Origin of the sequence: Pedobacter sp. AK013, assembly GCF_014205835.1 — a bacterium.
Lineage (GTDB): Bacteria > Bacteroidota > Bacteroidia > Sphingobacteriales > Sphingobacteriaceae > Pedobacter.
Genome location: NZ_JACHCQ010000015.1, coordinates 36,945 through 50,250 on the forward strand (window position 1 = coordinate 36,945; position 13,306 = coordinate 50,250).

9 protein-coding genes are annotated in these 13,306 nt (G+C 37.6%); 4 read left to right on the forward strand and 5 right to left on the reverse strand.

Going from position 1 to position 13,306, the window contains the following annotated elements; translation table 11 throughout:
• Positions 1 to 12 precede the first annotated feature (12 nt).
• Both ppk1 and HDC90_RS11850 read left to right on the forward strand, forming a co-directional pair.
• The gene (gene ppk1, locus HDC90_RS11845; RefSeq protein ID WP_184466586.1) at positions 13 to 2,073 is read left to right on the forward strand and encodes a polyphosphate kinase 1; all 2,061 of its coding nucleotides are present in this window, start codon (positions 13 to 15) and stop codon (positions 2,071 to 2,073) included.
• Positions 2,073 to 2,954 carry an exopolyphosphatase gene (locus HDC90_RS11850; protein ID WP_184466588.1) on the forward strand — a complete coding sequence of 294 codons (882 nt, stop codon included), beginning with the start codon at positions 2,073 to 2,075 and terminating at the stop codon, positions 2,952 to 2,954. The genes ppk1 and HDC90_RS11850 overlap by 1 nt, the downstream gene beginning before the upstream one ends.
• Before the next feature lie 126 nt (positions 2,955 to 3,080).
• On the opposite strand, the gene HDC90_RS11855 is transcribed toward HDC90_RS11850, so the two are convergent.
• The 5 genes from HDC90_RS11855 to HDC90_RS11875 form a co-directional block, all read right to left on the reverse strand.
• Positions 3,081 to 3,431: a DUF5655 domain-containing protein gene (locus HDC90_RS11855; RefSeq protein ID WP_184466590.1), complete on the reverse strand. Its 351-nt coding sequence runs from the start codon at positions 3,429 to 3,431 to the stop codon at positions 3,081 to 3,083.
• Positions 3,432 to 3,438: 7 nt separating this feature from the next.
• Positions 3,439 to 4,164 (reverse strand): 6-phosphogluconolactonase, encoded by a 726-nt coding sequence (pgl, locus tag HDC90_RS11860; protein WP_184466592.1) that lies wholly within the window; start codon positions 4,162 to 4,164, stop codon positions 3,439 to 3,441.
• A 123-nt stretch (positions 4,165 to 4,287) separates the two neighbouring features.
• Positions 4,288 to 5,802 (reverse strand): glucose-6-phosphate dehydrogenase, encoded by a 1,515-nt coding sequence (zwf, locus tag HDC90_RS11865; RefSeq protein WP_184466594.1) that lies wholly within the window; start codon positions 5,800 to 5,802, stop codon positions 4,288 to 4,290.
• 29 nt (positions 5,803 to 5,831) lie between these two features.
• Positions 5,832 to 7,247 (reverse strand): NADP-dependent phosphogluconate dehydrogenase, encoded by a 1,416-nt coding sequence (gndA, locus tag HDC90_RS11870; RefSeq protein ID WP_184466596.1) that lies wholly within the window; start codon positions 7,245 to 7,247, stop codon positions 5,832 to 5,834.
• A gap of 87 nt (positions 7,248 to 7,334) precedes the next feature.
• Positions 7,335 to 8,093: an ROK family protein gene (locus HDC90_RS11875; RefSeq protein WP_184466598.1), complete on the reverse strand. Its 759-nt coding sequence runs from the start codon at positions 8,091 to 8,093 to the stop codon at positions 7,335 to 7,337.
• Positions 8,094 to 8,256: 163 nt separating this feature from the next.
• Between HDC90_RS11875 and HDC90_RS11880 the strand changes: the two genes are divergently transcribed.
• A complete protein-coding gene (locus HDC90_RS11880) occupies positions 8,257 to 9,477 on the forward strand; it encodes a sterol desaturase family protein (protein WP_184466600.1) in 1,221 nt (406 codons plus the stop codon).
• 506 nt (positions 9,478 to 9,983) lie between these two features.
• Positions 9,984 to 13,301 carry a SusC/RagA family TonB-linked outer membrane protein gene (locus HDC90_RS11885; RefSeq protein ID WP_255497619.1) on the forward strand — a complete coding sequence of 1,106 codons (3,318 nt, stop codon included), beginning with the start codon at positions 9,984 to 9,986 and terminating at the stop codon, positions 13,299 to 13,301.
• The last annotated feature ends 5 nt before the right edge of the window (positions 13,302 to 13,306 follow it).

Sequence of the window (13,306 nt, forward strand, 5' to 3'; positions counted from 1 at the left end):
TTATTTTTTTAAATGAGCAATAAGAAGATTCCATTTTTTAACCGCGAAATCAGTTGGCTTTACTTTAACGAACGTGTACTGCAAGAAGCTGCCGACGAAACAGTTCCGCTGATTGAACGGATTAAATTTCTATCTATATTTTCTTCAAATTTAGAAGAGTTTTATCGGGTAAGGGTAGCCACCATGACCAGGTTAACCAATCTGAACGATAAGGCAAAAGCGCTTTTGGGATTTAATCCAAAGAAAATCTTGAATGAGATTAAAAATATTGTTGTAAAGCAGGAAAGAAAATTCGACCAGCTTTTTCAGGCTACTTTAATAAACGAACTTGCTCAAAACAGGATTTTTATTTTAAATGATACGCAACTGAATGTAAGCAGGGGCGAGTTTGTTAAAAATCATTTCAGGGATAAGATTTTATCTAATCTGGTTCCGATTATGCTGGATATGGATAAACCCTTTCCAGAACTGAAAGACCGATACCTTTACTTTTTTGTTAAACTTTCTAAAAAGGATACAAAAGTTAAAGAGAAATATGCACTTATTGAAATCCCGCCTAATTTACCACGTTTTTTAGTTCTGCCCGAAACAAACGATCTAAAATTTATAATTTTAGCCGAAGATATCATTAGGTATTGTTTAGACGATATATTTTATGTTTTTACATACGATAATTTAGAAGCTTATTCGATCCAGTTAACCCGGGATGCCGAATTGGATATTGATAAAAATATTAATGATAAGTTTATTGATGATTTAAAAAACAGTTTAGAGAAGCGCAAAAAAGGGAAACCAATGCGTTTACTTTACGATTCGGCCATGCCCTTGAACATGCTTACTGTGCTGGTGAATAAACTTAAGTTGGAAGCTGAAAGTTTAATTCCGGGTAACCGTTACCATAAATTTGGCGATTTTATTGCCTTCCCAAATGTGGGTAAAAAGGAATTGGAATATGCACCTAATGTACCGCTAAAGGTTCACGATTTGCATAGAACCCAAAGCATGTTTAATAAAGTTGCTGAGCGAGATTATTTGGTGAATTTACCCTACCAATCGTACGATTACATTATTTTGTTCTTGCGTGAGGCTGCAATTGATCCGAAAGTAACTGAAATACAGATTACCTTATATCGGTTAGCCGAAAACTCGAAAGTAATTAATGCCTTAATTAACGCGGCCAAAAATGGTAAAGCTGTTTCTGTTTTATTAGAGCTTAAAGCCCGTTTTGACGAACAGGCCAATATTTACTGGACCACTCGCTTAATGGAAGAAGGGGTTAAAGTAAATTACGGTTTAACCGATTATAAAGTACACTCTAAAATTTGCCTGGTTAAGCGGATTGAAAAAGATAAACCTGTATACTATGCAAACTTAGCAACAGGAAACTTTAATGAGAAAACTGCAGGTTTATACTGCGACCATAGTATTTTCACCGCCAAGAAAGAAATCACCAACGATCTGGTAAAGCTTTTTGATGCGTTAAGCAAACGTACTGTAACCAAGGGTTTCAAGCACCTGATTGTTTCGCCATTGGAGAGCCGCTCAAAACTGGTTAATTTTATCAACCGTGAAATTAGAAATGCCAAACAGGGCAAGCTTGCCTACATCATGTTAAAGGTAAACAGCTTAGCGGATGAAGGCATTATTGCCAAACTTTACGATGCAAGCAATGCTGGGGTTAAAATTCAGCTGATTATCCGCGGTATCTGCTGTTTGGTTCCCGGTGTAAAGGGTTTTAGTGAAAATATTACCGCCATAAGTATTATCGATAAATTTTTGGAGCATGCCAGGGTCTACATCTTTGGTAATAACGGTAAAAATGATATGTATTTATCATCTGCCGATTTAATGAGCAGAAATTTCGAACACCGAGTAGAAGTAGGTTTTCCCGTCCTTGATCATGATGTTAAACAGGAGATACAAGACATTATCGACCTACAACTACAGGATAATACCAAATCGAGGCAAATTAACGCCTTAAACAATAATAAATATCATAAAAACAGATTAAGTAAAAAAATAAGGGCACAGGTAGATATTTATAACTATTTAAAAACCAAACATCAATCATAATGTTAAGATACGCAGCTATAGATATCGGTTCGAATGCGGTGAGGTTACTCATTGCCGACATTAGCAAACAAGACGGAAAATATAAATACAAAAAGAATACCCTGATACGCGTGCCGCTCCGATTGGGAGATGATGCATTCTTAGATCAATATATTTCTGAAAAAAAATCTGCAGATCTGGTTAAAACTATGACCGCTTTTAAAAACCTGATGGATGTTTATCATGTTTCGGAATATTTAGCTTGTGCAACCTCTGCCATGCGCGAGGCCCATAATGGAGAAGACATTGTTAAGCTGATTAAAAAGGAAGCTGACATTACCTTAGAGATTATTGAAGGGCAGCGGGAGGCAAATATTATTTATGCCAACCATATAGAAGAAGAGTTAGACGAAAATAAAAATTATCTGTACATTGATGTTGGAGGAGGTAGTACCGAATTGTCTGTTTTTGTAAAGGGGGCTCCAGAAGCATCAAGATCCTTCAATATTGGTACAATCAGGATGCTCGACAACCAGGATAAAGAAGAAACCTGGGAAGAGATGAAAGATTGGGTAAAAGAGCATACAAAAGCCTATAAACATTTAGCTGGCATAGGTACAGGCGGCAATATCAATAAACTTTTCCGTATGTCGGATGAGAAAGAAAATGCACCTTTATCGTTGCAGAAACTAAATTCGATGTATAATAAATTAACCAGTTATTCATTGAAAGAAAGGATTAATACACTGGGCTTAAACCCCGATCGGGCAGATGTAATTATCCCTGCTTGTGAGATTTATTTAACCTTAATGAAGTGGACCGGTATAAAACAGATTTATGTACCAAAAGTGGGAATGGCTGATGGGATTATTAAATTGTTGATAGAGGAGAAGCTGGATTAAATCACGCTACTTTCATGATAGTTTTCTCCGTTCGCTGCGCTGCAGTTGAAATGACGAATTTGGCGTTGGATGGAAGTATCCCACAGCCCGGTGCCGTTACTAGTAAACTTTGCGGTTAAAAATGCATCAGGTCATCGCCATTTTCAAAAAACCTTTCACCTCGTCATTAATATCCTCCCTGAAATAAATCCTCAAATGGTGGTTAAATTGATTCGTTCCTGGTACTTGCGCAATCTTAGTGAAACAAAGATTGTCTTCATATGGTTGGTTGAAAGGAATAACCACATGAATAAAATTTTTACCCAATTGCGTAATATATGCGAACCCTGTTTTTGATTCAATTGCAATCATAGATTTTGTGGGCCGCAGATTAATTTCTCCAAGCTGGGATAATTGATCAATAAAAAAACGGAATAACCCTAAGGTGTATTCCGTTTTTCCGTTTAAAAAGTCTGATAAATGTTTATCTTCAGACATCATCATCTTAATCTTCCAGTAATTTTGTTGCAGCCTCATCTGTAAACCAGGTTAATTTCCCATCAATAGGATCGATTAACTGAGAAGGATACAAATCGACATTTTTTTCCGTATCGCCAATGACATGTTTCAGCGCTTCAGCTTTATTCTCTCCAAACACCAAAAAGGCAACATTATCTGCTTTATTAATTAATGGTGCAGTAAAGCTAATCCGGTAAGTATCCAGTTTTTCTACATAAACTGCTCCTACATTTACTTCTTCATCTTTAACCAAAGTAGTGTGCGGAAAAATAGAGGCAGTATGTGCATCATCTCCCATACCCAAAAGGATTAGATCGAAAACGATGTCTTCGCCATTAAAATGCTTATCTATTGCTTTTTTATATTCAATAGCCGCTTTTTCTGGTGCCAAAGTAGTATCTACGTAAAAAATGTGATCTTCTTTGATGCCTAGCGGATCTAAAATCGTTTTTTTAGCCATTAGTCCGTTGTAATTATCATCATTAGCTGGAACGTTACGTTCATCGCCAAAGAAGAAATATACCTTTTCCCAATCAATTCTGTGCTGACCTTCGGTAGCAAGAAAATGGTATAGCACTTTAGGAGAACTACCACCTGTAAGTACGAAGTTAAAACGGTCGTTTTCTTCGATAGACATTTCCGCAATCTTGATTACATAATCTGCCAGATCCTGGTTTAGCTCTTCTAATGTTTTATATATGAGTAGATTCATTCTGTCAATAATAAAATTCGTCATGCTGAATTTATTTCAGCATCTATCTTGATAAGACCCTGAAATAAATTACCTTCGGTGAGCTCGCTAAAGCTCGGTTCAGGGTGATGACTGGGTAAAAATTTATTCCTTATTCTTTAACGGTAAGTTAAACCAGTGGAAACCATCTCTCGCAATAAGTGCTTCAGCCTCTTCTGGTCCCCAGCTATCGGCAGGGTAGTTAGGGAAATTGATTGATTTTTTGCTTTCCCATGTATTTAAAATTGGCATAACCAACTCCCATGCTGCTTCTACCTGATCGCCGCGCATAAACAAGGTCTGATCACCCATCATAGCATCCAGTAATAAGGTTTCGTATGCTTCAGGTGTATCTCCCTCATAAGTTCCTTTATAATCGAACACCATATCAACAGGATTTAAAACCATGTCTAATCCAGGTCTTTTGGCCTGTACCTGCATGCGGATACTCATTTCTGGCTGTATGCTGATAACTAACCTGTTCTGTTGCCAGTTTTCGGTTACACCAGACGAGAAAATCTGATGTGGAACATCTCTAAACTGAATGGTAATTAATGATGAAGTTTGGTTTAAGCGTTTTCCTGTCCTTAAATAGAAAGGAATACCTTGCCACCTCCAGTTATCGATATGGAATTTAACTGCAGCAAAAGTTTCGGTATTAGAATGTGCATCAACACCTTTTTCCTGGCGGTATCCAGGAACTTCCTTGCCTTCAACCCAACCTTTACTGTATTGACCACGAACGGTATGAAAACGGATATCTTCTGCAGAGAAAGGACGCATCGCTCTTAAAACCTCAACTTTACGGTTTCTGATTTCATCGGCATCAAAATTAATTGGCGCTTCCATTCCAACTAAACAAAGTAATTGCAAGAGGTGATTCTGGATCATATCTCTCAATGCACCAGAACCTTCATAGTAACCTCCACGGTCGCCCACACCTAACTGCTCGGTTACCGAAATTTGAACGTGGTCTATATAAGACCTGTTCCATAATGGTTCGAACAATGCATTGGCAAAACGGAAAGCCATCATGTTTTGTACGGTTTCTTTACCTAAATAATGATCAATACGATAGATCTGTTTTTCGGTAAAAATGGTGCTCAACAATGTATTCAGCTCTTTTGCCGATTCTAAATCATGACCGAAAGGCTTCTCAATAACGATACGGCTATTGTCTTCGTCTTGCGTAAGTTTATATTTCTGCAAACATTCAGCAATAATCGGGAAGAAATTAGGTGCAACTGCCAAGTAAAAAATTACCTGTGTACCCGCTCCAAATTCTTTTTGATATTTTTCTACAGCTGCTTTTAGGTTTTCGAAAGTTTTTGGCTGGGCAAAATCGGTAGGACAGTAGTTCATCGTCTTTGCAAAATCGTCCCATTTATCTTTTTTTACTTTTCCGCTACGCGAAAACTGATTTACGGCATCTTCCAGAGCAACTTTATAACTATCGTCGGTAAACTCGGTTCTACCTGTACCAATAACGGCAAATTTATTTGGCATGTAACCCTCTATAAATAAGTTGTATAGGGCAGGTGCTAACTTTCTTTTGTTTAAATCACCTGTTCCACCAAATATGACAAAAATGGTAGGGTTTAATGCAGTTTTGGTTTTCATTTTATCTTGTTGTTCGTGAATCAAATAGGTTATGATAATTTATTCCAATCAGCATGGAAAATACCTTCTTTATCTATGCGCTCAAAAGTGTGTGCACCAAAGAAATCTCTTTGTGCCTGGATAAGGTTGGAAGGCATACGCCCTGTGGTAATGGTATCGAAATAGGTTAGGGTAGATGCAAAAGCAGGGATACCTAAACCCGAAGCGATAGATGCACAGATGGTTTTACGTGTGCCTGCCAAAGTGCTTTTAATGATGTTCTGAATACCTGCATCGCCAAATAAATGCTCCAACGAATGGTTTTTCTCGTAGGCCTGGTAAATATTTTCTAAAAATTTAGCCCTGATGATACAGCCACCACGCCAGATTTTGGCAATTTCCTGCAGTTGCAGATCGTATTTATATTCTTTCGAGGCTTGAACCAATAGATGCATACCCTGTGCATAAGCACTAATCATCGAGAAGTAAAATGCATCTTCCAGTTCATCAACGGTGATGTCGATTTTGGCATCTTTTTTACCAAAAGCCTCTTCTAAAGAAACCCTTAGGGCTTTAAATTTAGATAAATCGCGGTTGGAAACAGCTTCGTTAATGGTTGGTACCGGTAACTGAAGTTCCATCGAAACCTCTGATGTCCATTTTCCTGTGCCTTTTGATCGTGCTTCGTCTTTAATCTGATCTAAAAGATCATTTTGTGTTTCAGTATCTTTAAACAGGAAGATTTCGGCTGTAATTTCCAATAAGAAAGATTGCAGTCTACCTTCGTTCCATTTTTTGAATACTTTATATATGTCGTTGTTAGAATAACCTAAGCCATTTTTAAGGATACCGTAAACTTCAGCAATAAGCTCCATAATGGCATATTCGATACCATTATGCACCATTTTAACGAAGTGACCAGAAGCGCCTGGACCAATATAAGTTACACATGGATCGGTGCCTACTTTTGCGGCTACAGCATCGAAAACATCTTTTACCACATTGTAAGCTTGTTTATCGCCACCCGGCATCATACTAGGGCCAAAACGTGCACCTTCTTCGCCGCCCGAAATGCCCATTCCGAAGAAATGCAATCCGTCTTTTTCTAACTCATCTACACGGCGGTTCGTATCGGTAAAGTGAGAGTTACCGCTATCGATAATGATATCGCCTTTGCTTAAAAGAGGTTTTAATTCTGCAATAACACTATCTACAATTGGTCCGGCAGGTACTAGCAAAATCAGTGTACGGGGTGTTTGTAAACTTGCAATAAAGCTTTCAATATCATCAAACCCTTCTAAATTATGCTTTTTGCCTTCTTCTTCAAGCTTTGAGATCATCTTGCGGTCCTTGTCGTAACCGGTTACCGAGAAACCTTTATCAGCCATATTCAATAATAGGTTGCGGCCCATAGTGCCTAAACCGATCATTCCCAATTTATATTTTTTCGAATCGTTACTTGCCATTTTTTATTTTTTAGAATGCACCCAAAATTAGGGTTTACAAATTAATATTGCAGCTATTGTTGTTAAAAGATTGTAATAAAAGACCAATTATTTTTTAGGTTCAACCGTAAAGATGTTATACTTATCGGCCAATTTCCAAAGCTTGGCACCGCCTTTAATTCCATCCCGGTTGGTTACGATCCTGATATTGTCTTCGAGTTTAAAATCGATCTGTTTCGAATTACCACCTCCTATATATAAAGTATCGTAGTTAAAAACCGTTTTATAGATTTCGATTACTTTTTTAAGTCTTTTGTTCCAGCGTTCGGCGCCGATTTTTTCGAAAGCCTTATTGCCGATATAATCATCATAGTCTTCTTCTTTATTGATCGGGAAATGCGCCAGTTCGAGATGGGGCAGTAATTCTCCATCAAATAATAAAGCCGTTCCAAAACCTGTACCTACCGTAAAAACAATTTCAAAGCCTTTGCCTTCAACCACACCCAGTCCCTGTTGGTCGGCATCATTTACCAAACGGACTGATTTACCTAACTCGTTGGCTACGCGCTGGGCAAGATCAACATCTGTCCATTTATTTTTAGCCAGATTGGGAGCAGTTTTAACAATACCGTTTTTAACGTAACCAGGAAAACCGATCGACACACGATTATAACTGATGGGGAAGGGCTTAATCAATTCAACAATACCAGAAAGAATGTCTTTAGGGGTAGCTTCAGGTGGGGTTTTGCTTTTTAAATATTCGGTAAGCATATTTCCACTTTCATCCAAAAGAACCGTTTTTATACTTGTACCGCCAATATCAATCGATAATATATTGTTGTGTTCAGCTTTTTTCTTTGTAGCCATAATGGTGTATTTATAATTTCTAAGTTCTACAAATAAATTAAAACGGCAAATAATAAATCAAAATCGAAGTAATTTAGGTGTAATAATATATTCTATAAAATCTATGTATTTAATAGAATATATTTAAGTTTGTTCCGTTAAACTTAAAAAGACCTAAATTGTTATGACGGTGAATTACCTTGCTTTTGCTATTCCAGCATTTTTTATTTTTGTATTTATTGAATTTAAGATTGCTCAGCACCAAAAGAAGGCGAAAATTTTTAAATACGAGAGTACAGTTGCAAATTTTAGTGTAGGTATTGCCGAAAGGTTATTGAATTTATTCATTGCTGCTAGTTTTTACCAGGTTTACGATTGGGTGTATGTGCACTATGCTATTTTCGATATTTCTGCTAAATGGTATGTGTGGATATTACTATTGCTCTCAACCGATCTTGTTTGGTACTGGTACCACAGGCTAGGCCACGAAATTAACTTTTTGTGGGCTGCACACATCGTTCATCACCAGAGCGAAGAATTTAATTTATCTGCAGCTGCAAGAATTACAACTATCCAAGCTATTTTCCGTAATGTGTTTTGGTGCGTATTACCACTAATTGGTTTTCATCCTAATATGATCATTACCATACTGTTGGCCCATGGTGCCTATTCTTTTTTTACACATACGCAATTAATCGGCAAACTGGGCTGGTTGGAAAACATATTCATTACGCCTTCTTTACATGGCGTTCATCATGCTTCTGACGAAAAATACCTGGATAAAAACTACGGCGATGTTTTTGTTTTTTGGGATAAACTATTCGGTACTTTCCAGGCTGAAGAAGAAGCACCTAAATACGGCTTAACTCATCCTATTAAAAGCTACAGTTTCCTTTGGCAGCATTTTCATTACTATTTAGAAATAGGAGAGGCATACAGGCGTGCAAATGGATTTAAGGCCAAGTGGGATGCTGTTTTTGGTAGTCCTGCTTTAATGGATCAGAATATCAGGCCGATTTTAGAAGAACGTTACTTTCAACATAAAAAACAGGATCTCGCTAAACCTAAGTTTAAAACCTATTTAAACATACAGTTAATCGGGGTCGTTGTAATGCTTACAGGCACTACTTTATTTTACAGCGCTTTAACACCATTCAATAAAGCCGCAATACTTATTTTTATCTTGGTTACATTAATCAACATCGGAGCACTTTTGGAGCAGAGAAGGTGGATTTATTATTTAGAATGCTTTAGGCTGATTTTAATTTTCGCGTTCTTTTTCTACACCTTTAATCTGGTAGAATTTTTAATATTTCCGGTTATTATCTTAATAGCACTCGAACGGACATTCTCTTTACGTAAACTTTACATGAAGCATGTATTTGAGTACGCAAAGGCAGGTTAGTTATGTTTCTTTATCTTTCGGTTTTGACTGACATATAAATGTTACAAGCCGATGTTTCGTTTTGTTGCTCTATTACTTCTCTTGAAGATAGGCCTTGTAATAAAATTATTACGCGATGCCGTTGGGCTGATAATTTATTTTATTATTGGCTTATTTTTCCTCAATAAATAGCACCAAATCCTTTATTAGCTTTGCTTAGGCATAATTTAATTATTCCATTATTCTTACGATCATCAATATTTTTGTCTGTTTAAACATTCAATTTAAAAATATTTCTTGTTGATTTGTTTTATTGTTTTTAGTTTCGATTTGTTTTGTTAATTTTAATTAACGAAATATATAGTAAGCTAAATTAAATAAATCGCAACCAAATGGGGTTGCTTTTCAATACGTTAATGCTTGCTTAATATATTTTTAACATAAACAGGCTTACTTTGCCCGCAAATCCGGACAAAATAAATCGAACATTATGAACCCCATTACTAACCGGATATACTATAATAATTATGATCAAAAATTTTACTCAACAGATTTCGTGGCATCAGTGCGTTCTGCATCTAAAGAAAAGCAGTCCCGATAATCATCAAAAACCAGGCAGTACTTTTTTTAAGCGTAAACTAAAACGCTTTAGTATTTTGGTTTGTGCAATAATGATACAGCTGGTTTGTATTAATGAAAGTTTTGCACAAGCTACGGCACAAAATATTGTAATTAAAGGTACCGTTTTAGATGATCAGGACGGACAGATATTAATTGGAACAACCATAACGGATAATAATAAAAAGTTTTTGGGCGTAACCAATGAGAAGGGAAATTATACCATCACTATTGCTAAGGGAACAACTGTTTTTTATAACATGGTTGGTTATACTGCTGTTAAAAAAGTATTTAATAATAATGAAAATAATGTTGTTGTCCGTTTAAAATCTTCAACTAGCCAGTTAAACGAAGTAGTGGTTACGGCTTTAGGTATTAAAAGGGAAGAAAAAGCATTGGGTTATGCCGTAACCAAGATTGATAGTAATCAATTAACAGATGCGGTTTCTACAAACTGGACGGATGCTCTTTCGGGTAAGGTTGCAGGTCTAAACCTGATCAGATCGAACAGCGGTCCGGCGGGCTCCAATAAAATTATTTTAAGGGGCGAAAATAACCTTACAGGTGATAATGAGGCCTTAATCGTCCTTGATGGAGTAGTGATCAATAACAGCGGTGGCAGGCGAACAGCAAATAGTTCGGACGGCGTTTATGGTACTGGAAGTGACAACATGCCTGCCGATTACGGGAGTTCTATCAACGATATCAACCCAGAAGATATTGAAAGTGTAACTGTATTAAAAGGACCTGGAGCAGCCGCTTTATATGGACAGCGCGGGGCAAATGGAGCGATTATTATCACTACTAAATCAGGTAGTTCCAAGCATAAAAAAGTAAATATTAAATTTACGTCCAATGGGTCTTTTGAAGAAGTTAACCGTTGGCCTGATATGCAATACGAATATGGCCAGGGTTTAGATGGGGCTGCTTATTACTCGTACGGAACAAGTGCCGATGGCGCCAGTACAAGTGGAACCAGCTCTGCCTATGGGCCACGTTTTGATGGGCAGATGTTTTTTCAATACGATCCGGAAACCCAAACGGCAGGTAAAACCAGAACACCGTGGGTACCTTATAAAAACCAGATCAGGGATTTCTTTAGCACTGGCGAGAATTTAACGAACTCTTTAAGTTTGGATGGGCGCTATAAAAATACTACTGCGCGTTTTTCGATCACCAACCAGAACAATACCTGGATTGTTCCTAAAACAGGTATCGAACGTACTACAATCACTTTATCTACCAATACCGATGTAACTTCTAAGCTGAAGATTACTACTAAAATAAACTATGGCAACAGGTTTAGCGATAACTTACCAGGTGCTGGTTATGGTAACCAATCGTTAATGTACTGGTTCATTTTTTGGCAGCCAAATGCCAGTTTAGATTGGATCAAGAATTACTGGGCAATTGGCAAAGAAAATTTATCGATCAAATATCCATTTAGTTCTTTTCCCGAAAACCCTTATGCAGTTGTAAATGAATTTATAAACAGAACAGGTCGTAATAATGTTACTGCAAATATCCAGGCCAGTTATCAATTCAATAAAGAATTGAGCCTGCTACTTAGATCAAGTATCGATTATTCAGAAGAAAGGCGTGCTCAGGAACGTCCGTATGATGCGGGAAGTCGTTTGCCTCAAGGTTCGGTCCGTAAACAACATATTAATGCACAGGAAACCAATATCGATTTCTTGTTAAGGTATGATAAAAAGATTACCAAAGATTTCAGCATCAATGCCACATTGGGTGGAAGTGAGTTAAGGAATAAATATAATAAATCAGATCTGCGTGCAGATGGTCTTGCCATTCCGAATATATATGAGCTTACCAACAACCTATATCCTTTAATTTCTATTCCTGACACCAGCAGGTATCGGATCAATAGTTTTTATGGGGTTTTATCTACCAACTATAAAAATTACTGGTACGTAGAGCTTACCGGACGTAAAGACTGGAGCAGTGTATTGGCTACAGCCACCAGAACAGATAATGTTGGATTCTTCTACCCGGCAATCAGTACAAGCTTTGTGCTTTCAGAATTCTTTAAATTGCCTAAGGCGGTCAGTTTCGCTAAATTAAGAGCTTCAGTTTCGCAGGTGGGCAGCGGTGGCACCACACCTTATCGTACTGCTTATACCTATTCGTTAGCAGCTAACGGTACTTATCCAGACAGCTCATTGGTAAACCCGACTATTTTACCGAACGAAAATTTAAAACCACTTAAAACCACTACTTATGAGGTAGGTACTGAGGTGAGTTTATTTAAAGGCAGGTTAGGTTTTGATGTTGCCGTTTATGCCGGAAATACCAAAAATCAGATTTTAACAAGAATTGTAGACCGCTCTTCTGGATATAACCAGGCTTTGATCAATGCTGGCCAGGTAAACAATACTGGTGTAGAGGTGGCTTTAAACGGCACACCGATTGTTACAAAGGGTGGTTTTAAGTGGACCATGAATGCTACTTTTGCCTCAAACTCCAATGTAATTAAAGCATTGTCTGATAGTTCGATCATCCTTCGCACCGGCCCGGTAGCAGGTGGCCAGATTGTGGCCAAAGTTGGTGGCAGTATGGGCGATTTATATGGTAGGGGCTATGTCCGCGATCCACAAGGGAATGTGGTTTACGATGCTGCAACAGGTTTTGCAAAAATTACCAATGACGTGGTTTATCTTGGCAATACCATGCCTAAATATAAATTCAGTATCGGAAGTACTTTTGCTTACAAAAACCTGAGCTTAGGTGTATTGTTTGATGCCCAGGTAGGTGCGGTTGCACACTCTTTACTGAACTACAAAATGGTTGAACAAGGAAAATTAACCAGTACATTACCAGGCAGATACAACGGAATAGTGGGTAATGGTGTGGTACAACTAGCTAATGGCTCGTACGTTCCAAATACTACTGTCGCATATGATATTGATGAATATTACCGCTCACACATGGGGGCAGATAATGCAGAGGGTAGTACCTTCAGTACCGATTTTATTAAATTCAGGGAAGCATCACTAAATTATAAATTCAATCCACGTTTTCTTAGAAGGCTAGGTCTTTCAACAGCAACTTTTGGAGTTTATGGACGTAACCTTTTCATCTGGTCCCCATGGCCAATGTTCGATCCGGAATTTGGAACACTCAGCGGTTCTGATATTGTTACCGGGTTCGAAATCGGTCAGTTTCCATCAACCAGAACATTTGGTTTCAATTTATCAATTGGCATATAATCTTT